Here is a 24,045-nt window from a genome sequence, read left to right as displayed (position 1 = left end):
CTAATGAGTACTTTAAGCAAATAATTAGTTTTTACAACAGTATGTAAGACTTAAGTACCAAATAAAATATATATCTCAAATTTACACAGGAGATTTACCTTGCTTGATATTATCGCGCTTTTTATAAGAGTAAATCATTACAAAACGTTTAATGAAGCATCAGTAAAGTTAAATATTCCTTTACCCACTTTACAAAGAAAAATTAAAAAGCTTGAAGAAGAATTATCGTTAGCGCTGTTTTATCGTGAAAAAGGCAGTTTGCGATTAACAGAGCCTGGTAAGAGTTTTTATAGCCACTGCCTAACCCATGTAGAAGGTTTACAAAGTACTCTATGTAACTTTAAAAACTTTAGTGAAAATAAAATAAGTAAAATTAAACTAATAGCGCCACAAAACTTTATAAAAAGTGCCTACTTTTCTGGCGTTATAAATCAATTCACACTACTTTATCCAAATATTAAGATTCACATGATGCTATCGGATGAACGGCTTGATTTAAAAGCCACCGAGTTTGATTTAGCAATCAGAATTGGAAAACTAGATAGCTCTCAAAATATATGTAAAGTCATAAACCAAATGAGCTTTGTTTTAGCTTGCTCATCGAGTTTAATTGAGCAATATGGCATACCAAGTAATTTTGACGATTTAGCTAAACTCCCCCACATATCGTGCTCGCCATTCGAAAACTGGTCGTTTAAAGCAAACAAAAATGAAAAGGTAATTTTTAAACCTCAACCCAATTTTATTTCTAACGATATAGAAATGTGTGCCTTAGCTGCTATTGAAGGCAGAGGTGTTTATTATGGCCCAAAATATTGTTTACTACCGCATATAAAAGACGAAAGCTTGGTTGAAGTATTAACGCAATTTAAACCCATTAAGCGAGATGTAAACCTGATATGGCCTGATAAATTAATTCCAAAAAGTACACGCTATCTAATCGATTTTTTAGAATACTCCCTCAAAGGGGTCAAAATGTAGACACCTCTCCAATTATGATTTTATTTTAGTTTTGTAATGCTTATGCAACTAATATTTTTGAAAGATCAACTTTCATTTAAGTCTCTATAAAAAATTAGCCAGTTCTTTAGAATCAAAATCGGTCCAAGGTTAGATCATTTAACTTGGGCCTAATTTAAATATGATTTTAAAGGATATAAATTATGAAAAAAATAATACCCCTCTTGCTGTTGTCACACACAAGTATTATAAGTGCTAATACAACTGCCATTTATCCAGATCAACTTAAAAATGAAAGCTTAGGTGCTGGAGTTTGCTCAGCTGATAATAGACTAATTACAAAGGCTGAAGCGCAAACCTACAGAGACGAACTTACTAACAAAATGGGTAAGTGGCAAATAACGGGATTAGCTGATGGCTGGGTTATTATGGGCTCTGGCTACGCAGGTGAAATAAAACAAGGGTCTGCTGCAAATTCTTGGTGCTACCCTAACGATCCTATTAGTGAGATCCCTAAATTAAGCCCAGTAAAAGTAGCGCCTGGCAGTCAAAGCCAAATTGAATGGGACTTAGTAAACCAAAAAGAGAATTTTATAAAACCCCTTTCATACCTTGCTCACACAATGGGTTTTGCGTGGGTTGGAGGAAATCGTTCAGATTATGTGGGTGATGACATGGAGGTATCTAAAGCGGGCTCTGGATGGAAAATACAAGGTTACAATGGGGGCAGCTGTGAGGGTTATCGATGTGATGAAAAATCAGCCATTACTGTATCTAATTTTGAATATGTCATGGATAACGAGTCATATAAAATAACAGGTGATGTTGTTGCCGCCGACAAAGAACTAATTAAAACGTTAACAGTCCCTGCAGTGAATGACACGTCAGCAGCTCAAATGTCAGTCGTTACCATTGAATACGATGCAGCTACTAATTGGTCTAAAACAAATGACTACAGTATTTCTGAGTCAGTTACCTTATCCAATACATGGAAGTCCCCTTCTGTTACTGGCGGATCAGACACTTCGTTATCGGTTACCATAGCAGCAGAGCAAGCGTGGGGGACAAGTAATGGTGGCTCAGAAGCTGAACGTGTTGTTGTACAGGCAAGAACCAATGTACCAGCATTTACAAGGCTTAATGCAAAGGTCGATTTGTTTAAATCATCAATATCGTACCCTTATTCATTCGATGCTGATATTACCTACGATCTTGCAATAAATGGCTTTATGCGTTGGGGAGGCAATGCTTTATTAAGCCACCCAGAAAACAGACCTAACGACACAGCTAATTTTGTAATTGGCCGTTGGGCAGGTCAGGATAAAAGCATTGAGTATCAATGGGAACACCGCTATATACCAGGTGAGAATAAAAAATGGGATTGGCCTTGGATGATAGAACAAACAAGCTTATCAACAATGCAATACTATTTAAGCCATGTTTTAAAGCCTAAAAAAACAACCCTAACAGGCCACTTTTATGCACAAAGCCAATTTGCTGGTAGCGTTTATTTTGGTGATGAAACCCCTCTTGTCACTAACCAAAGAAGTAAACGGAGTGTTTCAACTAGTGAGTACTCAAGTGCTGAGAAATTGAAAAAAGAATTTGAAGATGCTGGTTTTAAAAATGTAGTTGTTAATATAGAAATGATTGATTTATAAATCACCGTGGGCTCTTATTATGAGAGCCCTTTGTCAAAAATAAAACACAAAGTTTCATAGCCTACCTCCTCCTTTACTCATCATGTTATAAGATAAAACAAAAAGCTGAACTAGCATCACCTTTAGTTGATTTAAATATTATGCTTTGATGCATTACTAGAAATAACTTTTTAGTCTATTAGACAGATGTCAGCATAACGTGGTTATAAACATAATAAGAGAACAACAATGACACAAAATAAAAACAGCGTTGTAATATTAAGTGCGGTACGAACTGCCATTGGCAGCTTTGGTGGTAGTCTTAAAGACTTTAGCCCCGCGGAGCTTGGCACACTGTGCGCAAAAGAAGCCCTAACTCGGTCTAAGCTTACCCCTGAACAAGTCGGTTCGTGTGTGGTAGGCAAAGTTATTCATAACGGCCCTAAAGACGCTTACCTATCAAGGGTCATTGGACTAGATGCTGGGTTACCTATAAGCAGCCACGCTGTAACTCTTAATCGCTTATGTGGTTCAGGGCTTGAAGCAATCATACAAGCCGCACAACAAATACAATTAGGTGACGTTGATGCAGCCCTTGCTGGCGGAGCTGAAAGCATGAGTAGATCTGCCTATACCCTCGAAAGTAACCGCTGGGGGCAAAAAATGGGTAATAGTACAATGGTTGATGAGCTCACCATAACCTTACAAGACCCATGGGATAATAACCCAATGGGGATAACTGCTGAAAACATCGCAGAAAAATATTCAATTAGTCGTCAGCAACAAGACGAGTACGCAGCAAAAAGCCATCATAAAGCAGCTAATGCCATTAGTGCAGGCCACTTTAAACAGCAGATTGTACCAATAGAAATCAAGTCGCGTAAAGGGACGCACATTTTTGATACCGACGAACATGTCCGCGCCGATACCACAGCCGATAAGCTTGCAACTTTAAAACCCTACTTTAAAAAAGGTGGCACTGTTACCGCAGCAAGTTCATCAGGTATAAACGATGGTGCAGCCATGTTGGTACTTATGTCAGAGCAAAAGGTCAATGAGCAAGGCTTAAAACCGCTCGCTCGTTTAGTGGGTTATGCCAGAGCCGGCGTTGATCCTACTTTAATGGGTATCGGCCCTATTCCTGCAGTAAAGCAGGTTTTTGAAAAAACGGGTTTAGCTCTTGATGATATAGATGTGATTGAGTCTAACGAGGCATTTGCAGTACAAGCACTGTGTGTTGCTAATGAGTTACACTTTCCTGCACATAAGGTAAACCCGAATGGCGGCGCAATTGCACTTGGTCACCCTGTAGGAGCAACAGGGGCTATCTTATCCACAAAATGCCTTTATGAACTTAAGCGAACTAACGGTAAATATGGATTAGTGACTATGTGCATTGGCGGCGGCCAGGGCATTGCGGCTATTTTTGAAGCACTTTGAACTTGCAATGTTCATAGTAGATTGACCAAAATAAGGCCTGTATTACATACGACGGCAACCAAAGCCGTCGTATAGTTTGGGAATATCAATTTGAATATACAACATGTCCTTCTTTAATGCTTTGTACTATTTTTATATCCTTAATAGTCAGTGGATCCACTTTTAAAGGGTTGTTACTTAAAATGACGAAATCCGCCAGCTTCCCTTCAGCGAGCGTACCTTTACTCGTTTCTTCAAAATATTGAATAGCAGCCCATTGCGTTAATGTTTTTAATCCTTCATAAGGCGTTAAACGTTGATCAGGCCCCAATACTTTACCCGATCGCGTAATACGATTAACCGTTGCATCGAGCACTCGCATTGAGTTTGGAAATGTCACAGGAGCATCATGGTGAGAAGTAACCGTTAAGCCTGCTTCAACTACATCTCGTGATGGCGAAATATAATCTGCCCTTGGGTGCCCCAAAACAGACTCTACATGCCAATCACCCCAGTAAAAAGTGTGCATAGGAAACAACGATGGGAGGATCCCTAAATCGACCAAATCCGGGATTTGATCTTTACGTAAAGTCTGGCCGTGAATCATCACGCTACGGTGATCAACATACCCATAACTTTTTTTAGCCACTTTAATAGCTTTAATATATTGATCAATCGCAGCATCACCATTGGTGTGAGCAATAATCTGCCATTTGTTTTTAAACGCAGTGTTTATATGTTTAATCGCTATCTCATCACTCATGATAGGATAACCTTTATAGTCCAGCGGTTTACCCTCCGGTGGCGTATGATAATGTGATGATAACCAAGCTGTTTTTCCTTGTGGCGAGCCATCTAAAGTTAATTTAACCCCCCCTATTCGGTATCGATTAACATAACTGCGATCTGATTTATAAAATTCGGGCTTAACAGCTGACTTATTCCAGACGATGTCAGGGTATGAAACAACATCAATGAATAGCGATTTATCACGAGCTGCTCTTTCTAATGCCGAAGTCGCATCCGCTGTGGTGCGGCCATCTTGAGCAGTTAAATATCCATTTTTAGCATACTCCACCTGAGCAAGCTCAATGGACCTCTGTTGTACTTCAGCATCGGATTTAGTGGCAACAATAGGCAGTAATAGATTAAAGAAAGCGGCTTCTTCAAGCACGCCATTAGGACTATTATCTGCCAAACGTCTAATTACACCGCCTTTAGGGTCTTTAGTATCCTTTGTGTAGCCACCTACTTCTAGAGCTTTTGAATTGACACTTGCTAGATGACCCGATTGATGCATTATAAGCACTGGGTATTTAGACGAAATTTTATCTAGAACATCTTTAGTTGGATGTTGTTTTTCGCTAAGCTGCGAATCGTCATACCCATTCGCTAACACCCAACCAAATTTTCCGATAATGAACTTCCCTTCAGCAGACTCCATCCACTTTTTGGTTGTTGTCACTAAACTATTAAAATTTGCACCGGGGCCATCGGGAGGAGGTAATAAATTTGCCAATTGCGCAATTAAACCCGTATTGTACATATGGCTATGGGCATCCAAAAAACCGGGTAAAAGTGTTTTCCCTTGAAGGTCTTTGTTTTGTAGATTGTCAAACTTTTCTCTGGCTTTCGCTAAGCTACCAAGGTAAACAATCCGCCCTTCTGACTCAACTAAAGCTTCCTCATAATGCGGCTTTTCTCCTTCCATAGTGAGAATATCTCCGCCGTAATATATAACCGGATCAGCTGCTAGCGCGCTTGTTCCAAAACAAAATAATACTGATGGTAATAAAAAACGTAATCGCTTTGTCATTTTATCTTCCCTGTAAATATAGCTGTATTAAATTTAGCACATGATGTTTTAAACAAAAACATAAAGTGACACCCATAATTAATATATTGAAATTGTGTCACATAATTTACTAATCTGCTCTGGAGCTTCTCATGACTATATAAAACAAGTTTCAGCCTTAAATAAGTAAATATCGTTGTAAAACTTAAATCTCACGCACAGAAATACCCGCTCTATGTAGTTAAAGTAATATTAGATAAATTAAACTCTATGCGAATAGCTCTTAAAGTAACTGATGTTTGCCCGACCCTGCCAAGCACAAAAAGCGATTACTGAAATACTGGAACCAGCCTAATGCACTTCTACCGATTGATTTAGCCCACCATGTACAAAAGAAAGCAAATAGAATCAAAGTGAGTGCATTATCTTTGGCTGCTTTTTCTAAGCCTTTTATATCTGAATTGCTTGCGAAAGCCATTTGCTCGACGAAATCCAGCCTATTCTGAATCAGTTTAATAGGCTTAGCGTCACTATTTGCAAGTGCATTAAAACTTAAAAATAGTAACAATATCTAAATAAATTTCATGTCCATAATCTTCCTTCAAAACCTAACGCTCTTATTAATTAGCTTGAACATGATATCTATTTGTCATCTTTTTTAGAGTCTTCTTTTTTTTGCATACTAACCCCAAAAGCAATACCTAACGCTATTCCAACTGCCAACCCTACACCAATATTACCCATTGAAGCGCCAATAGCTAAGCCGACACCAACACCAAGCGCTATGCCAGCACCAACTTTATTTGATTTAGTTTTGTCTTTTTTATCTGATGACATTTTATAACTCCCGAGTGTGAATTGAGCCCAGCATTTTTAAAGCTAACTAAGGCATTGTTAAGCGTAAAATAATGGTTTTTATTACGTGTTAGCAACTTATTATATGCAAATTACTCTATATTGGTTTTATCATATGAACAGTTTCAGGCTTAAAACCTATATTTTGATAAAAGCTATCCGCTTTCTTATTATTTGCAAAGACCTCTAGATGTAACAACCTACAGCCTAAGTTTTTAGCCCACTTTTCACCCTGTTCAATTAAACGTTTACCTAAGCCCAAACCTTGCGATTTTGGTGATACGGCAAGAAGCGGTATAGTTCCACAAGTTTCACCTGAAATTCCATCCACATGTGTTCGTACATGAATAAAACCCAATGAAATATTATTGATCTCAGCGATAAAGGTGACGTTTGGTTTCGCTGTTTCTTGAAGCATTTTAGAAATGTAATCATTTTGCATTTTTTGAATAGCTTCGTCACTATGCCAATCTAGCTGAGCAACTTCAGCTAAATGAGGCGAAAGTTCAAAAATAAATGGGTGATCACTTTTTTTCGCTTCCCTAATGACAACTAAATTTTCCATACGAACCTTTGAATAATACTCATAAATCTGAATTGCATATAACAAACCTGTAGATTAACTCGTTTTAAATTTATATTAATTGATGCATTAACCATAGCCGAGTTGCTATTTTGGTTCAATCGGTTACTTCGATTTACATAAAATATAAAAAAGAGGGTTTGCTGTTGTTTGAATTGGCGTTTTGGAAGGTATGACAAGTGTTTAAGTGGCTTATTTGCAGTGGTACAAGATCCCCTTTTTTCTATTAACCCCTCATTTTGCAAAAAAGCGTATTTTTACCTCTTTTAACGTGCTTAAAAATACAGAAAAAGCACAAACACCACCACCAATAAATGCAATTTGAAAGCTAGACAGCGACGAAAAACTAAATTGCTCAGAATACATGTATTGCCCTAATAACTGTGCAACGGTAGTTACACCTAAAATAATCAACAATGGGCACACAACTAGCGTAAACCAAAACCAAATACATTTAATGTCTTTCATAATTAATGCCTTTCATAAAAACTTTCTTTTCCTTAATTTAACTTAGAGATTAATTAGCTAGTGAGCCACCAGCATTTTAAAAGCGATCATGGGGCTGGTATATAAACTTGATGTCTAAAGTCAAGAGTTGGATCCCTTTGATTCTAAAATTAGGATTTGACACTGTAGTCACTTGTTATATGCCGTAGTTTGCGTCTACTAATTCACCAATTGCTACATTATTTACTGATTCATTATTATTAAGCCAAGCGCCTATATTATCTCTATCTTCATTCGTAGCTGAAATATAACGATGCTCAGAACAAATAAAAGCACTAAATTCTTTTACGTTTCCACCACCCATCATTAGTTCATGGCCTTCAACAAAAGAGACTAACTGATCTAAAAACAAATCAAATTCTTCTGAGCTTTTAACGGCAATTGAACATGATACCTCAAAGCCTAAAACAGCAAACTCATCTAAATATAACTTTTTACGTAATCTACGACTTTTGACACTGCGCATGATTTTCCTTAGGCATATAACGCCCACTTAAGCGGACAAAAATTGTTGGTTAAAATGTGAAGCGAAGCGGAACCTAACCAACTGTTTTTGTTCCGTTTGAAGTGCTTGTTAGCTTTTACTTTTTAAGCAACTCTAATTTTCCGTTCTTGGCTTTATATAAGCCACTTTTTGTACTGACATAAAACTCACCATGTAATTTCCCTAAGTATGCATGAATTTCTAGCGGTGTTTCCGTTAAAATATGCGTAGCAAATGGTATTGAACCTTCAGAGTTATTTAAGACGAGGCAAGAATTTGATAAGCGTTCTTTACTTATTAGCGAGGAATTAACCTTTGAATATGTAAACCTATAATGGCCACCAACAACAATCTTATTATTTTCTGTTGTTGAAGCTAAAGCGTAAACAATATAGTCATCGGAGTTTTCGATGACAATAGTGTTGTAGTTACGGCTGCAAGGTGCCTGAATTGACTGTAAAGATAACTCTCTAACCGTAAATTTATCTGATAACTCTTTTGATATGGCTGATGATTTTACTAATTCAGGCGTTTCCCCATCCTTATATTGAACTTCAAAAACAATTTTGTATTCATTCGAAGTGCCACCTATAAAGTATGTAATTGGCCTGTCATTTTTTATTTCTGTAATCCAGCCTAAAACACCACTTGAGGCATTTAAAAGATCTTTTTGTAAAAGTAAGTCCGTGGCCTTTGCCGCGTATGTATCTTTAGCAAAAAGTTCAGCACCACGCTTTTCTGCGAGTTCGACTGTTATTGATTTAACCGGTGATAAATTGGTTTCGACAGCCCTCGGATCAGGTGGATTATTTGTTGTATTACAAGCAGATAATACAAGTACAGAAAGTAATGCTAGTGTTCTCAATTGAGTGATACTCCATGTAAAAGCTAACGCCCGCATAAAATGCGGATAATGCTTGGCTAAAATTAGCGAAGAATGAGCGTCAGCCAAGCGTTTGACGTCATTTTTGATGCGTTTGTTATGCTGCGTTTAAGTATTCATGATTAGCAAACAAAAAAACTAAATCTAGAGCTCCTTTAGAACAGTTTTTAACTCGTCTATTAGAAGCTTTACTAGCATAGTACTCATGAGCAAATTCATTACGTAACGAAATTAAATCTTCAAGCTTTGTAAAGTATTTAACGAATTCTTTTTTTGACTTATCTTTGCCCCAATAGTGATTTTCATAATAGTTCACTAGGCAATTAGCTATATACGTTTTATCATTTTGTTCACGCTCTAATCTACCTACAATTTTATAAACTTCTTTGTCGTCATCCGTGATATTTTTTTCCCACATAGAACTAAATAGTTCATCAGCTTCGTTTGCTATTTTATTTAAGATCAAAATAAGTAATTGGGGCGATAGTAATAAAACTCTTAAATAATCACCTTTATCATGCGCACTAACTAAATCTGCAATTTCTTCTTTATAAACTTGTACATTTGAAATGTCATTGTTCACACTAAGACTCCTAGCAGCATAACGCCACATTAAGCGGCAAAATGTAGTTGGTTAAAATTAGCGAGGCACGAGCAAAAAACCAACTGTATTTTGTCCGACTTAAATGCCTTGTTAGGTTTTAGCGTATAATTTTGAATAAACATCCTGTTTCTGATTCTCCGTTTTACAGTTATCAAAACGCTCGAAGAGGCTGAACCAATATAACCTCTCGTTCATTGTCATTCCATTTATTTGGCCGATTGCACTTAACCTAAATTTACTCCATTGCTGATAGCATCTGTCATGAATATCGTTTGTCGGGAGCCAAATATTCCCAAAATACTTTTCTATTAGTATCTCTAAATCATGAACGTTTGAATTATCGGCTTTCCATTCATTCAAAATCTCAACCAATTTCACTGAGATCAATTCAATATCTAAGTTTGAATAATGATGAATCAGTTCATCTAAATTCATGGAGAAACCTAACGCCCGCATAAGGGGCTGATAATTGTTGGCTAAAATGTGTAGCGGAGCGAAACTGAGCCAACTGTTAGCAGTCCCGTCTTAATGCGATTGTTATATTTTACTTAACACACCACTGTGATTGAGAATTGGTTGCGCCCAACTGTAATATTCAGATTTATCTGCGTCCCAAGGCCAAATACCATCTGTAGTAGGCCAAACTAATTGAAGCATTTTAAAGTCATCTCCATTGTTTAACCATAAACCCCAACCAAGATATTCTTTATAGTGAGACTTATCCACTTCAATAAAACAAACATCGAAGTTTCCTAGGAAATCTGAGTAAAACTTTCCGGTTTCAAAGGATTCACCAGCAAGCATTCTATCTTTGTAGTTATTAACAATAGAGTGAGCTAACTCAGATTTTAAACCTACGACAATTAGATCTGCTTTGTCTTGTTTTTGATTGATGCCAATAGAATATGTAAATGAAGGTTCTTCTTCGCCTTCCATGACATTAATCACATGACAACCAAACTCTTCAATGTCATCGAGTGCTTTTTGATCCTTTTCGTCCACCGAACTCTCCGTAAAATATAACGCTGCAATAAAGGGCGGCCAATACGTAGGCTGCTTTGTGTTATTTTGGAGCGCAGCGACAACACAAAGCAACCGGAGTGTTGGGCGTCCAGCCGGCGTGTATTTGCCGGCGATCTTTCATTGCCTTGTTACATGCTTATAACTTAGTACTAAGCCAAATTGCAAACTCGGTTGATTTTCTAACCACCCAAAATATTGGCTTATAAATAAATGACCTAGAGCCGTGAGATTGACCAAATTCTTGGTGCTCTTCTTCATCAGTTTTAATGCTCATGACTGCCTCATGAACCTCTGCGTCATTCTTGGATAAGAAGTCCAATTGCCAATCCAAATGATGCAATACAGTAGATTCAATTGAATCGGTACAAACCCAAATTGCATTCCTACCTGCTAGAGCAGTTAAGAAACCTAGAGTTGCTCCGCCAAACGCCCAGAAATACAGCGCGTAACAGTGTCTAATATTCCGACTTTTAAGGATGCGATCAAATGTATTAAAGTGCTGTTTTTCATGGCCCAGCATCTCTTCAAGTTTAGGAACGATATCTTTGTATAAATAGCGCGCAACAAACAATTGAGATCGATATATATTAATCGCCCCAAATTCACCTGCATGGTCCACTCTAAGAATTCGCTCAACTTCGATCATATTGTGATACTGATAATGACATGTAACGCCCTAATAATGGGCAAAAAATTGTTTGCTAAAATGTTGAGGAACGAAAACAGCAAACTGTTTTTTGTCCTTGTTTATTAGCTTGTTATGTAACGCTACCACGAAACGTGACCTATTGCTTCTTTGTACGACGCCAATGCCTTATACATAGCTAATTTAACACGTAACTTTTTGATAAAGACTTGATAGCAAAACACAGGTAATAGCCAAAAAATTAAAAGCGCTGATTGAATGAACAATAAGACAAATACGAATTCGTTAAATATGCCGTCAAGAAGAAAGAAAACTAACACGAAAAAATTAACAGTAACGAAAAGCCAAATAGCCCACCGAGCATCTTTAATCAATTGGCGTAATTCTGAAGATTGACTCTCAGATTGCATCACTTTCCTTAGTTTCATAACGCCCTAATAACAGGCAAAAAATTGTTTGCTAAAATTTTGAGGAACGAAAACAGCAAACTGTTTTTTGTCCTTGTTAATTAGCTTGTTAGCTTTCTTTCTTAGAAAAGGTCACCTTGTTTGTACCAACACATTCTACTGTCATATTATATTTTTCAGTTCGTTTATTGCGATGCCCATCCATATAACTAAAAGTTAAGATAAGTTCTTCAGTTTGATTTGTATTGCTAAACGCTAGTTCCAAAGAATTGCTCACTTTATAATCCCAGATATTATATTGTGATTGGGTCACTCTATATTTTGATGGTACTGAAATACTCACATCGGTAACTCTTGAGCCTGAATTCATTAACTTGAAGCCGTGTTTGACTACACCGCCGACATTTGAAAAAGAGTTCGCACTAACCAAATCAAAGATTGGTTGTGCCGCTAATACTCTTTCTTTTTCTTTTAATTTCTCTATTTCCAACTCACGATCAAATTTTGAGCTAGATAATCGAACCATCTCTTTTTGTTGCTCTACAGAATTTTTTAGTTCATCCGCTTGAAGCTTTAGTGCAGCAGAACTTTGTTTTAATTCTTGTGTTTGCATGATAAAACCAAGAATTAGCCAGAAAAACGTAATAGGACCAAAAGCGCCAGCACAAAAATCACCTATTTCATTTAAGGGCATAGTGTTTAATTGGGAAAACCTATCTCCGATTAGCCAAGATATAAAAATAATATAAATGAGGGTAGTGATTACACCAATTGTTTTCATAAAACTCCAATGGAAGCTAACGCCCCACTAAGAGGCAAATAATAGTTGGTTAAAATAAGCGACGAAGGAGCAAAAACCAACTGTTATTTGTCCTGCTTGAGTGGCTTGTTATATGTACAGTGCCACTAAAGTTTATTTACTCTATTAGCTCAAAAGTTGCATCGGATGTATTAAACATCTCGAGCCAAATAGTTACTCCGTCACTATCACTGCACTCTAAATCGTAGGCATCTTCGTAAACATCTAAAATAGTTGCGATATCTCCGACTCGCGGAGATCTTGAACCAAAACTATTCTCATGAGCTTTAAATACAGTGTTCAGCTCAGTGATTTTTACGACAGAATATTGCTTCATCACAACCTTATGAGTACATATAACAGCTTATTGAATACCACTTTGGGGGGTTATAACACCCCAAAACGGCGTATATTACATATGTTAATAATTCCACTAAATAACTTTAATGTAAACAAGTAATTACGTAGGCTTTAAAACACCCGTTGTTAAAATACACCAAAACGACTTTTAATAATGTTATTGGACAAAATATCAAGCACTGTGTAAATCAACAGTATCGCTAATTATGCCATTTTCGCTTATTAAATATCCAACTAACTGGCTGGTAATTTAGCTCGGTGGTTTTAATTTTTGCTGCTGTTTATTATGATAAGCGTACACCCTGCCTTTTTTATATCCATTAAGGTTTTAAAGTTATTTTTTAAGGATTATCTCATGTCTAGCTTTAACGAATCTCCAGAGCAAATTGCACAGGCCACAGAGGGCTATGTGATGCAGCAAACTATGTTGCGTATTAAAGATCCCAAACCGTCGCTGGCATTTTATGAAAACGTATTGGGCATGAAGCTGTTAGGTAAGTACGACTTTCATGGTATGGAATTTACCTTGTACTTTTTAGGCTATGAGCAAGATATGCCAAAAGGCGATGATAAAGAAAAAACACAGTGGGTGTTTGGTCGCCCTGCGTTGATTGAGCTTACCCATAACTGGGGCACTGAAAACGACGACAGCTTTACCGGTTATCACAGTGGTAATGAAGAACCAAAAGGGTTTGGCCATATTGGTATTAGCGTGCCCGATGTATACGCTGCCTGTGAGCGCTTTGCTAAATACGATGTTGAGTTTGTAAAAAAACCAGATGGTGGTTCAATGAAAGGCCTTGCCTTTATTAAAGACCCTGACGGTTACTGGATTGAAATACTTTCGCCAGAGGGCATTACAGACATTATTCAATCGCAATAAAAACCATTAAACATAAAAAAGCCTGCAAATGCAGGCTTTTTGTTTACAAGTACTGTGAAAAACTTGATTTTTAGCGACGTAGTGCGTCTATACGTGCATCAAGCGGCGGGTGAGATGAAAACAACTCAGCCATGCCTTTACCACTGGCAATACCAAAGGCCATCATTGAGCCTTCTAATTGCGATGGGTGGTTTTGCTTTAAACGCTCAAGGGCTGATCGCATTTTGTCTGCCCCCACCAAATGAGCTGCGCCATTATCGGCTGCAAATTCACGTTTACGGCTATAATGCGCAACAATTATGCTGGCTAATACACCAAATAATACTTGGAACAACATATCGAATAGGAAGTAAGTCCAGCTACTACCGCCCTCTTCTTCATCGCTATTGATAAAATTATCTACAATGCCCGCTAACACTTTTGCGGCAAAAATAACAAAGGTATTCACCACACCTTGAATAAGCGTAAGTGTTACCATGTCGCCATTAGCCACATGCGATACTTCGTGTGCAAGTACTGCTTCAGCTTGATCTTGACTCATGTTATGTAATAAACCCGTACTCACCGCCACCAGCGAATTATTTTTACTTGGGCCAGTTGCAAAGGCGTTCATTTCTGGGCTGTCGTAAATAGCGACTTCAGGCATTTTTATACCGGCTTTTTGTGCTTGCTGCGCAACGGTGTTTAATAACCACTGCTCTGTTTCGTTGCGAGGCTGCTCAATAACCTTTGCCCCTGTTGATTTTTTTGCCATCCATTTCGACATATACAACGAAATAAACGAACCACCAAAACCAAATACAGTTGCAATTAATAAAATGCCACCCAGGCTACGATGGCTCAGGCCCAGCGCACTCATTATTATTGAAAGCACAACACCTAATACCAACATCACCGCGAGGTTAGTTAATAAAAATAAAAATACACGTTTCATACATATTCTCCAAAAATAACAACTATTGCTCAGCGACTAGGCGTATGCTGATCGGACATAGCAAAACTGCGTTGTGACAGATTATGTCATAACGTTAGCGCTATTCTGTGACAAACTATGTCATAAAGCAAGCACTCTATCCTACTAGATAGACCATTGATAAAATTATCTGTATTTAGTTTTTTAGTTAAATACATATAATTTCCAAGCAGGTATTAAAATAAAAGAAGGAGTAAATAATTAGTTACTTAAATTCACATAACATTTAAGTAACTTCTGATACTGCAAAAAGATTAGTCTTGATAAATTGACTTTAATGTTTATAAAAGTGTTCAACTTAACGGGGTTAACATCAATCATGAAGAAATTTCCTTTATCATTACTAGCAATAACATCAACAGCGCTACTTTCATCTCTTCAACTTGCTCACGCCAATCAATGTGATGGTCAGTTATACGGTATCAATGCAGGCCGTGGCGATACAGGCATTGTCTTTAAGCTTGATGAATATACACAATCAGCTGAAGCTCATTCACGTGCCAAGTTTAGTTCATCCGCACTTGCTCATGTTAAAGAGTCAAACCGCCTCTATTATATATCTGCGCCACGCCCAATTGATTATAAGGTCGATGTGGCGCATTTAGATTTTAATAGTACGCAGTTGAAATCGTTACCTATCAGTGGCAGCAAATTTAAATACATTAAATTAGCCTATGTCGATTTAAACACTAACGAACATGTTGAAGTGGGTCGCACTAAAAATATGTATCGTTTAACTTATGATGAAACAAATAATCGTTTGTTGGGTTCATATAAAAATAAACTTTACACAATATCACCAGAGACAGCTGAAACTTCGTTGCTTGGTGAAATTTCAGGATTAGATAGCGATTCAGGGATTTGGCGCGGTGATATGGTTTTTAAAAACTCTGAGTTAGTGTTAGTGACAAGCTCTTCACTTTATACAGTCGATATAGATTCACTCAGAGCGACTAAACTAGCTGACCATAATTTATCTTCCGTAACAGGTGCTGCTCTTAATCAACAGGGTGATATATTACTGAGCCGTACTAGCCTTACAGATCTTGGGCATTCAAATAAGTCGCAGCTTTACAAAGTGAATACAAGCACCGGTAATACATGTCATGTTGCAGATTTCCCTGTTCGCATTAACGATTTAGCGGCTAACTTTAACGAGTCGACGACATGTTACTCAGCGCCTATTTGTAGTGTATCTGATATTCCAACAATCACTCTTTCAGCTATTTCAGACTCAGTGACTGAAGGTGATACTTTAAGCTATGAACTGCAGTTGAGTAACGTATTTGAACAAGACGTAGAAATTTTTGTATCAACGACACAAGGTACGGCAAATACTAACGATTATAGATTTATCAATCAGGTAGTAACCGTGCCTGCAGGGGAAACATCCTACGTTATCAATATTGCAACTATTGATAATAATGATTACAGCGAGGATAAAGCATTTACACTCAACGCAACTGCACAAAGTAATTCTGTAGGTTCAGCAACAGCACCTGCGTATATTTTAAATGATGACACGCAATGTGTACCAGAAAACTATACTCGCATTAATTACTCATTCGTTTCTGAGAGCTCTTCAAATAACAATGATTGGGGTATAAAAGTAAATGGTCAATATATAAAACTACTTGATGAACATGGCACAGATGGCTATTACGATGTTAAAGCAAGTGACTCAATCAGCTATGTGTTAGCGGTTAATGGTAATGCGAGCAAACTAAAAGCCGCATTTAAAATGTTCTGGAATAAACAGTATTGGGAAGATCAAAACGACCACGACTACAATGATTTTGTTGTCAGAGTAACGACTAAACCAATACAATCTGAATGTAATTAGTGAGTTAATATTATGATTGAAAAGCCAGCATTGCTGGCTTTTTTGATGACTAACTTTTAGTTATTAATTGATAAGACTTCGAGCAGGGTTTTATAAATTTGTAGTTTAGGTGTTTGCTCAGTATAAGGGCTTATTGCAAGCAGTGGCATGGGTAAGCGCGCCTTGAGTGAATCTAGGTTTGCTTGGTATTCATCCATTGTGGCATCAACTTGATTGGCTATCCAGCCAATGCAATTAACACCCATACTTTGCATATGTGCTGTGGTTAATAACGCGTGATTAATGCAGCCTAGTTTCATGCCTACAACCAAGATAACGGGTAGTTGCTCTGCACTCACCCAATCATATAAATATTGATTTTCATTAATCGGTAATGCCCAGCCACCAGCCCCTTCTGTTAACAGGTAGTCAGCGTCTTGGCTTTTAATGTTTTGATAAGCCAAAGACAGCTTTTCAACATTTAAGTTTACCCCTGCTTTTTGTGCAGCGATATGCGGTGCGATGGCAGGTTTAAAGGAAAACGGATTAACTATGTCGTATTTAGCGCTCACTGTTGCGCTTTCCATTAGCATTAAGGCATCCGCATTAACCAGTTGGTCAAACGCCATTTCACAGCCAGAAGCTATGGGTTTAAAGCCAATAGCGCGTTTTTTATGTTGGGCGAGCAACTTTAACAGCAAACTGGTTATATGGGTTTTACCGGCATCAGTATCAGTACCCGTAATAAAAAATTCGTTCATAACCTTGCCTTTATGTTTTTACTTTTTCTAATGATAACAATACCACATGATAAGATACATGGGCTTGGTTGTTTATCAATGGGTACGCGGCACACACTTTTTTTAAAGCCGATTTAGTTAGTAAACCAGCGCGTTGGGTTGAATGGTTTTGTGACGTCGCGCCAATGGCTTTTATTGAATGTATAGCGCTGAGAGGGTTTGTAAATTGGTCGGTGTAAATCACCTTTGTGGCACTATTGACTATAAACCCCGCATTTATGACCGATTGGTTTATATTGCTCTGAGTTTGAAAGCGGTTTATTCGGCTGTGTGAATCAAGCACCGAAAACGCCGTTTTTATTTCATGCAAAGAGCCTTCAACCACTGCGCTTATATACGCCCTTCCCCCTGGTTTTAACGTTTTATACAATGCGTGCATTAATGTTTCAAAATTAGCTGACCATTGTACAGCAAAATTACTAAACACTACGTCAACACTGTTTTCTTGTAACGGTAAGTTATCCATATCTGCGCAAATACGCGGCGCATCCACATTGCTACTTTTGAGCATAGTATGGCTTAGATCTATCGCCAAAACATGACGACACAACTCTTGCAAAGCATGTGTATTGACTAAAGGGCCTGCCCCTAAATCAATGCAGTAGTCTTTTTTAGCGTTGTCAGATGCCGTCATTAATTTAAACAAGTCATTGGCTGCTTGCTTTTGTACATTAGCGTGCGCTGCATAACTGTTTGCAGCTGTTGAAAACTTACGTTGTGTCGTGTGTTTTAAACTATTGCTAGATAAGCACTTTGCTTGGGCGTAACTTGGTTTATCAGCAACAGCGGCGAGTGAACTTATCATGCAATGGCCTTTTGTAAACACGTTATAAGAGTCTGAATGTCTTGCTGTGTATGTGCGGCGGTTAACGTAACGCGTAAACGCGAGGTGTTATGCTGCACGGTTGGCGGGCGGATCGCGCTTAACCATATACCTTGCTGTTTAAGGTGCTCACATGCGGCTAATGTTTGCTGGGCACATCCTAAAACAATAGGTTGAATGGCGGTGTTAGAATCCATTAACGCAATACGGTGCTCATTGGCTAAGCGTTTAAATAACGCAATATTTGCTTTTAATGTCGCTCGTTTCTCATTTGCATCTCGAAGCGTTTTGATACGCGCTAAAGTATGCGATGCATTTAAAGGCGACATGGCTGTTGAGTAAGTGTAATCGCGGTTAAACTGTACCATATAATCGATAAACGCATCTGTGCCTAATACACACGCGCCACTGCTTGCTACGGCTTTACCAAATGTGATCACTAAAACTTCAGGGAGATTACCCGCTGCAATCAAGGGTTCACAACTACCTAGACCAGTATCACCTAAAGCGCCAAACCCATGTGCATCATCAATCATCAGCCACGCATTGTGCTGTTTAGCTAAACAGATCAATTCGTTCAATGGGGCTTGATCGCCATCCATCGAAAATACCCCTTCGCTGATAATTAATTTATGCTTGGCGTTGGACTTCTCAAGGCGAGATCGTAAATGATTCATGTCATTATGGTTAAAGCGCACCATTGCCGCGTTTGCATGCAATGCGCCATCGATTAAGCTGGCGTGATTTAACTTATCTTGAAAAACAGCACTGTGTTGAGCAATGGCTTTATCTTGAAACAACGCTTTAATTACGCTGCTATTGGCACTAAAACCCGAGTTAAACAGCATCGCATTTTCATAACCAAATTCAGCACACAAATAATGCTCTAACTGCTGCTGGGCTAGTTGGTAACCTGTGACTAACGCTGAACTGTGACTCCCTAGTGTACGCGTTGCATGGCACGCGATGACCTCGTCACCAAAGCCTAAGTAATCATTACTCGCGAAGTTGAGGTAGCGTTTATTCTCTACCTCAATTTCCCGTGCGCTGATTGGGTTAACAATATGGCGCTTGCGTTTTAGTGCGCTTTGCTCGCGCGCATCCAAATGGGTGTGTATATAGTCAAATTGCATAGTTGTGCGCTGCGTTATGCAGGGTAAAACAGTTCAGAGGTCGCTTTATCGGCTACTTTAGATGACAAAGATGCGGCGACGGCTTCGTCTGAGTAATCTTGATGCTTTTCAGGGTTCATACCTAATTTTTTAATCAGGTTCATATCCGCATCAGCCTCAGGGTTTTCGGTTGTAAGCAATTTATCACCGTAAAATATAGAGTTAGCACCGGCAAAAAAGCACATTGATTGCATTTGTTCGTTCATAGCATTACGGCCTGCAGATAAGCGAACGTAACTTTTAGGCATCATAATACGCGCTGTTGCAATAGTACGAATGAAATCAAAATGGTCTAAATCATCCACATTTTCAAGGGGCGTACCTTTAACTTTAACCAACATGTTGATTGGTACACTCTCTGGTTGCTGTGGCAAGTTTGCAAGCCCCATCAGTAAACCAAACCTGTCAGATGCTTCTTCACCCATGCCCACAATGCCACCAGAGCATACTTTCATGCCGGCATCACGCACATTGCCAATGGTGTCTAGGCGGTCTTGGTATGTGCGTGTTGAAATAATTTGCTCGTAATACTCAGGCGATGTATCAAGGTTATGGTTATAGTAATCAAGCCCAGCGTCGCGCAGTGCGTGTGCTTTATCGTTATCTAACATACCAAGTGTCATGCAAGTTTCTAAACCTAGCTCTTTTACTTCTTTTACCATTTGTGAAATGTAAGGCATGTCACGATCTTTGGGATCTGACCATGCAGCGCCCATGCAAAAACGGGTTGCGCCTTTTTCTTTCGCAGCACGTGCTTGCTCAACGACTTTTTCAACTTCTAATAAACGTTCACGCTCTAAGTCTGTTTTATAGTGGCCAGACTGTGGGCAGTATTTACAATCTTCTGGACAAGCACCGGTTTTGATAGATAGTAACGTAGAAATTTGCACTTCGTTGGGATTAAAGTTTTCACGGTGAACAGAGGCGGCTTTGAATAGTAAATCGTTGAACGGCATTTCAAATAATGCTTTCACTTCTTTGTGTGTCCAATCGTGACGAACGGCTGCAAACTCCATAACTCTCTCTTTTTATTTTTTAATGACGGTGGATATTGGTTTAGTCTAAGACTTGGCGTAACATTGTCAACGAAACGCAGCAGATTAAAGTTTACTAATGATTAAAAAACACACAATCGACCTCGATTTTGATCGTCAACACATTTGGCACCCTTACACATCAATGACACAGCCGCTTGAGGTCTACCCTGTTACGCATACCCAAGGTAATAAAATTTACTTAGCGACGGGTGAATGTTTGATTGATGGCATGGCCTCGTGGTGGAGTGCTATTCATGGTTATGGCCACCCTGCATTAAAAGCTGCTATGCATCAACAAATAGACACAATGAGCCATATTATGTTTGGTGGCATTACCCACCAGCCTGCAATCGAGTTATGCAAAAAACTTGTGGCTATCACCCCTGAAAGCTTACAAAAAGTATTTTTAGCAGACAGCGGTTCGGTCTCTGTTGAAGTGGCAATAAAAATGGCACTGCAATATTGGTTAAGCCAAGGTATCACCACGAAACAAAAATTAATGACGCCATTAAAGGGCTATCATGGTGATACATTTGCAGCCATGAGTGTTTGCGACCCCGTTAATTCAATGCATTCCTTGTACAGTGGTTTTTTACCTGAACATGTATTCGTTCCTGCTCCTGTCAGTCAGTTTGGCGAGCGGTTTGATACCAACGAAGCCGAACAACTTGAACACTATTTTAAACTGCACCATAAACAGGTGGCCGCATTTATCATTGAGCCAATTGTTCAAAATGCCGGAGGTATGAACTTTTACCACCCTGACTACTTAAAGACCGTTAGACGGTTATGTGATGAGTACAATGTTTTACTTATTTGCGACGAAATAGCCACAGGTTTTGGTAGAACAGGTAAAATGTTTGCCGTTGAACACAGTGATATTGAGCCCGACATCATGTGCATCGGTAAGGCACTCACCGGCGGTACAATGACGTTATCAGCCACACTAACCACAGACAAAATTGCTATTGGTATCAGTGAAGGTGAAGCTGGTGTGCTAATGCATGGCCCTACATTTATGGGTAACCCTCTAGCCTGCGCTGTGGCATTTGCAAGTATTGATGTGTTATTAAAACAAAACTGGTCGGTTCAAATTACACAACTTAATCAATCATTGGCATCATTAAATAAATGTGCGGAGCTTGAACAGGTAAAAGATGTAAGAATACTGGGTGGTATTGGTGTGGTTGAGCTGGCTTGTGAGGTTGACGTTGCGAAAATTCAAGCGTATTTCATCAGCCAAAATGTTTGGATACGCCCTTTTGGCAAATTAATCTATTTAATGCCACCGTACATAAGCACAGCTGAGGATATCAAAATACTCTGTGATGCCATATACAAGGCAATTGCTAATAACCAGTATTAAAAAGCGCTGCTTACATGTTTGATTTTACCATTCAAACATGTAAGCCATTTTACTGATCATCTTTAACGGCACTTTGTGACTATTACGTTTGGCATATAAGTGTTGCATTGATTTATCTTTGACTTCACCAACAATCACTTCTTTTACTTGGTAGCCAAGTGCTAACGCTGCTTGACTATAAGCAATAAATTCCCACTTTTTAATATTGGTGTTATCAACGATTACCAAAGGGATTGATTGTGATAAAGCATTGATGAAGCGAGCTAGATTTAAGTTATGAAACTGCGATAGCTTAAATTTATCAAACTTATATTCACCTTGCTCGTCATAAAAGTAGTCATCCGTTGAGCAAATCAAGTATTGGCTTTGATCACCTGTGACGAGTTCGTCAGCAAGCGTTTGTGCGTAGTATGACTTACCTGAGCCTGGCAGGCCGCGTAAAATAAAGACTTGTTTCATGGAACCTGTAATTGTTAGTTAATTAGTTAAAAATACAAAGTTAAACCTATAATGCCATAAAAGCGGGATTTATCGCACACTTAAGGCAGATTTATTTAAATCGGTGTTTATTATTCACGCGCTTTATTAATAAAAGCCGTAATTGTATAAAAAAACTATAAAGAAATTGCAAAGAGTTGCATGCACATGTTTTTTTATTTTCCGTTCAAAGGTAAGATACGGGGTTCAAGTGCAACAATGCACACATTTATTAATGTAGGCAACTTATATCATTGGAGTGAAGATGAGCCACTTAGCGATTTCAGAGCTATTAAAAGGCAAGGTTGCGGTAGACAGCCAAGTAACAGTAAAAGGCTGGATCCGTACTCGCCGCGATTCAAAAGCAGGAATTTCATTTTTAGCCGTTCATGACGGTTCATGTTTTGACGCAATTCAAGCGGTAGTGCCTAATTCACTGACCAATTATGAAGAAGTAACGCGTTTAACAGCTAGCTGCTCTGTATCAGTAACAGGTGTTTTGGTTAAATCTGAAGGCAAAGGCCAGTCATTCGAAATCCAAGCGAATAAGGTTGAAGTATTAGGCTGGGTAGAAAATCCAGACTCGTATCCTATGGCAGCTAAGCGTCACAGTATTGAATACTTACGCGAACATGCGCACCTTCGCCCTCGTACAAACATTATTGGTGCAGTAACACGTGTTCGTAACTGCTTAGCGCAAGCGATTCATCGTTTTTATCACGAGCAGGGTTATTATTGGATCAGCACACCGATCATCACTGCAAGTGACTGTGAAGGTGCCGGTGAGATGTTCCGTGTATCTACGCTAGATATGCAAAACTTACCACGCACAGATAAAGGCGACGTTGATTACAGTGAAGACTTCTTTGGTAAAGAAGCGTTTCTTACTGTATCTGGCCAGTTAAATGGTGAAACATACGCCTCTGCTATGTCAAAAATTTACACCTTTGGCCCGACTTTCCGTGCAGAGAACTCAAATACCTCTCGCCACCTTGCTGAATTTTGGATGGTTGAACCTGAGGTTGCGTTTGCAGATCTTGAAGACATCGCAAAATTGGCTGAGAACATGTTGAAGTATGTATTCAAAGCCGTACTTGAAGAGCGCCGTGATGACATGGAATTTTTTGCACAACGTGTAGAGAAAACAGCTATCTCGCGGTTAGAAGAATTTGTAGAAAAAGACTTTGCTCAAGTTGATTACACTGACGCTGTTGAAATACTAAAAGCATGTGGCAAAAAGTTTGAATACACAGTTGAATGGGGTGTAGATTTACAGTCTGAGCATGAGCGATACCTTGCAGAAGAACACTTTAAAGCACCAGTAGTAATTAAAAACTACCCACGTGATATTAAAGCATTTTACATGCGCCAAAATGAAGACGGCAAAACCGTTGCTGCAATGGACGTAGTTGCACCAGGTATTGGTGAAATCATTGGTGGTTCACAACGTGAAGAGCGCCTTGACGTTCTTGATGCGCGTTTAGAAGAAATGGGCTTAAACAAAGAAGACTACAGCTGGTACCGCGACCTACGTAAATATGGTTCAGTACCACATTCTGGTTTTGGCTTAGGTTTTGAACGCCTAGTTGCTTACGTAACAGGCATGGGTAATGTACGTGATGTTATTGCCTTCCCACGTACAAAAGGCAGCGCTACATACTAAATATATACCAATTAATTAGTATATTTAGTAATAAAAACCAACCCTAGGGTTGGTTTTTTTGTTC

Annotated in this window: 27 protein-coding genes; 7 read left to right on the top strand and 20 right to left on the bottom strand. The window is 38.7% G+C overall.

Translation table 11 applies throughout. The annotated features are described in order from the left end of the window. Positions 1-99 precede the first annotated feature (99 nt). The 3 genes from CSC79_RS02680 (at position 100) to CSC79_RS02670 (ending at position 4,040) form a co-directional block, all read left to right on the top strand. Positions 100-981 carry a LysR family transcriptional regulator gene (locus CSC79_RS02680; protein WP_099293723.1) on the top strand — a complete coding sequence of 294 codons (882 nt, stop codon included), beginning with the start codon at positions 100-102 and terminating at the stop codon, positions 979-981. A 182-nt stretch (positions 982-1,163) separates the two neighbouring features. Then, positions 1,164-2,621, top strand: a complete 1,458-nt coding sequence (locus CSC79_RS02675; RefSeq protein ID WP_099293721.1) for an aerolysin family beta-barrel pore-forming toxin — start codon at positions 1,164-1,166, stop codon at positions 2,619-2,621. Between the two features lie 228 nt (positions 2,622-2,849). Continuing rightward, positions 2,850-4,040 (top strand): acetyl-CoA C-acyltransferase family protein, encoded by a 1,191-nt coding sequence (locus CSC79_RS02670; RefSeq protein ID WP_099293719.1) that lies wholly within the window; start codon positions 2,850-2,852, stop codon positions 4,038-4,040. An 85-nt stretch (positions 4,041-4,125) separates the two neighbouring features. Here the strand turns inward: CSC79_RS02670 and CSC79_RS02665 are convergent, their stop codons facing one another. From CSC79_RS02665 to CSC79_RS02600, 14 genes are all read right to left on the bottom strand, one after another. After that, positions 4,126-5,835: an amidohydrolase gene (locus tag CSC79_RS02665; RefSeq protein WP_099293717.1), complete on the bottom strand. Its 1,710-nt coding sequence runs from the start codon at positions 5,833-5,835 to the stop codon at positions 4,126-4,128. Between the two features lie 262 nt (positions 5,836-6,097). Further along, the gene (locus CSC79_RS02660) at positions 6,098-6,292 is read right to left on the bottom strand and encodes a hypothetical protein (protein WP_143483816.1); all 195 of its coding nucleotides are present in this window, start codon (positions 6,290-6,292) and stop codon (positions 6,098-6,100) included. Positions 6,293-6,456: 164 nt separating this feature from the next. Then, a complete protein-coding gene (locus tag CSC79_RS02655) occupies positions 6,457-6,651 on the bottom strand; it encodes a hypothetical protein (RefSeq protein WP_099293713.1) in 195 nt (64 codons plus the stop codon). Positions 6,652-6,766: 115 nt separating this feature from the next. After that, a complete protein-coding gene (locus CSC79_RS02650) occupies positions 6,767-7,234 on the bottom strand; it encodes a GNAT family N-acetyltransferase (protein WP_099293711.1) in 468 nt (155 codons plus the stop codon). 252 nt (positions 7,235-7,486) lie between these two features. Continuing rightward, entirely contained in the window at positions 7,487-7,720 is a 234-nt protein-coding gene (locus CSC79_RS02645) for a hypothetical protein (protein WP_099293709.1), read from the bottom strand. A gap of 175 nt (positions 7,721-7,895) precedes the next feature. Then, positions 7,896-8,225 carry a YggL family protein gene (locus CSC79_RS02640; RefSeq protein ID WP_099293707.1) on the bottom strand — a complete coding sequence of 110 codons (330 nt, stop codon included), beginning with the start codon at positions 8,223-8,225 and terminating at the stop codon, positions 7,896-7,898. A gap of 115 nt (positions 8,226-8,340) precedes the next feature. After that, a complete protein-coding gene (locus tag CSC79_RS02635) occupies positions 8,341-9,108 on the bottom strand; it encodes a hypothetical protein (protein ID WP_143483815.1) in 768 nt (255 codons plus the stop codon). Positions 9,109-9,223: 115 nt separating this feature from the next. Then, a complete protein-coding gene (locus CSC79_RS02630; RefSeq protein WP_099293703.1) occupies positions 9,224-9,709 on the bottom strand; it encodes a hypothetical protein in 486 nt (161 codons plus the stop codon). 111 nt (positions 9,710-9,820) lie between these two features. Beyond that, positions 9,821-10,165: a hypothetical protein gene (locus CSC79_RS02625; RefSeq protein ID WP_099293701.1), complete on the bottom strand. Its 345-nt coding sequence runs from the start codon at positions 10,163-10,165 to the stop codon at positions 9,821-9,823. A gap of 102 nt (positions 10,166-10,267) precedes the next feature. Beyond that, entirely contained in the window at positions 10,268-10,732 is a 465-nt protein-coding gene (locus CSC79_RS02620; RefSeq protein ID WP_099293698.1) for a DUF4262 domain-containing protein, read from the bottom strand. A gap of 157 nt (positions 10,733-10,889) precedes the next feature. Next, positions 10,890-11,399: a demethoxyubiquinone hydroxylase family protein gene (locus CSC79_RS02615; RefSeq protein WP_099293694.1), complete on the bottom strand. Its 510-nt coding sequence runs from the start codon at positions 11,397-11,399 to the stop codon at positions 10,890-10,892. A 122-nt stretch (positions 11,400-11,521) separates the two neighbouring features. Beyond that, the gene (locus CSC79_RS02610) at positions 11,522-11,809 is read right to left on the bottom strand and encodes a hypothetical protein (protein WP_099293692.1); all 288 of its coding nucleotides are present in this window, start codon (positions 11,807-11,809) and stop codon (positions 11,522-11,524) included. 106 nt (positions 11,810-11,915) lie between these two features. After that, entirely contained in the window at positions 11,916-12,587 is a 672-nt protein-coding gene (locus CSC79_RS02605; RefSeq protein ID WP_099293690.1) for a hypothetical protein, read from the bottom strand. Positions 12,588-12,723: 136 nt separating this feature from the next. Further along, positions 12,724-12,942, bottom strand: coding sequence for a hypothetical protein (locus tag CSC79_RS02600; RefSeq protein WP_099293687.1), 219 nt, complete (start codon positions 12,940-12,942; stop codon positions 12,724-12,726). A 378-nt stretch (positions 12,943-13,320) separates the two neighbouring features. Between CSC79_RS02600 and gloA the strand changes: the two genes are divergently transcribed. After that, positions 13,321-13,848: a lactoylglutathione lyase gene (gene gloA / locus CSC79_RS02595; RefSeq protein WP_099293684.1), complete on the top strand. Its 528-nt coding sequence runs from the start codon at positions 13,321-13,323 to the stop codon at positions 13,846-13,848. Positions 13,849-13,918: 70 nt separating this feature from the next. Here gloA and htpX read toward each other — a convergent pair whose 3' ends face one another. Next, entirely contained in the window at positions 13,919-14,782 is an 864-nt protein-coding gene (gene htpX, locus CSC79_RS02590) for a protease HtpX (RefSeq protein WP_099293682.1), read from the bottom strand. A 358-nt stretch (positions 14,783-15,140) separates the two neighbouring features. Here htpX and CSC79_RS02585 point away from each other — a divergent pair, with 358 nt between their 5' ends. After that, complete coding sequence (locus tag CSC79_RS02585) at positions 15,141-16,664, top strand: Calx-beta domain-containing protein (protein WP_099294353.1); 1,524 nt, start codon at positions 15,141-15,143, stop codon at positions 16,662-16,664. A gap of 56 nt (positions 16,665-16,720) precedes the next feature. On the opposite strand, the gene bioD is transcribed toward CSC79_RS02585, so the two are convergent. Genes bioD through bioB form a run of 4 tightly spaced genes read right to left on the bottom strand, consistent with a single transcriptional unit; the run spans position 16,721 to position 20,454 of the window. After that, positions 16,721-17,404, bottom strand: a complete 684-nt coding sequence (gene bioD, locus CSC79_RS02580; protein WP_099293680.1) for a dethiobiotin synthase — start codon at positions 17,402-17,404, stop codon at positions 16,721-16,723. Positions 17,405-17,414: 10 nt separating this feature from the next. Then, on the bottom strand, positions 17,415-18,248 hold the full coding sequence (locus tag CSC79_RS02575; protein WP_099293678.1) for a methyltransferase domain-containing protein: 834 nt from the start codon (positions 18,246-18,248) through the stop codon (positions 17,415-17,417). Then, positions 18,245-19,399, bottom strand: a complete 1,155-nt coding sequence (locus tag CSC79_RS02570; RefSeq protein ID WP_099293676.1) for an 8-amino-7-oxononanoate synthase — start codon at positions 19,397-19,399, stop codon at positions 18,245-18,247. Before CSC79_RS02570 ends, CSC79_RS02575 begins: the two co-directional genes overlap by 4 nt. Before the next feature lie 14 nt (positions 19,400-19,413). Next, a complete protein-coding gene (bioB, locus tag CSC79_RS02565; protein WP_099293674.1) occupies positions 19,414-20,454 on the bottom strand; it encodes a biotin synthase BioB in 1,041 nt (346 codons plus the stop codon). A gap of 97 nt (positions 20,455-20,551) precedes the next feature. On the opposite strand from bioB, the gene bioA reads away from it, so the two are divergent. Then, positions 20,552-21,841 (top strand): adenosylmethionine--8-amino-7-oxononanoate transaminase, encoded by a 1,290-nt coding sequence (bioA, locus tag CSC79_RS02560; protein WP_099293670.1) that lies wholly within the window; start codon positions 20,552-20,554, stop codon positions 21,839-21,841. 24 nt (positions 21,842-21,865) lie between these two features. Here bioA and CSC79_RS02555 read toward each other — a convergent pair whose 3' ends face one another. Further along, complete coding sequence (locus CSC79_RS02555; RefSeq protein ID WP_099293666.1) at positions 21,866-22,300, bottom strand: AAA family ATPase; 435 nt, start codon at positions 22,298-22,300, stop codon at positions 21,866-21,868. A 283-nt stretch (positions 22,301-22,583) separates the two neighbouring features. On the opposite strand from CSC79_RS02555, the gene asnS reads away from it, so the two are divergent. Next, the gene (gene asnS / locus CSC79_RS02550) at positions 22,584-23,981 is read left to right on the top strand and encodes an asparagine--tRNA ligase (RefSeq protein ID WP_099293662.1); all 1,398 of its coding nucleotides are present in this window, start codon (positions 22,584-22,586) and stop codon (positions 23,979-23,981) included. Positions 23,982-24,045: the final 64 nt, after the last annotated feature.

Origin of the sequence: Pseudoalteromonas sp. 3D05, from assembly GCF_002723455.1 — a bacterium.
Lineage (GTDB): Bacteria > Pseudomonadota > Gammaproteobacteria > Enterobacterales > Alteromonadaceae > Pseudoalteromonas.
The sequence above is the reverse complement of the archived record's forward strand: the minus strand, read 5'-3'. Positions and strand labels throughout refer to the sequence as shown.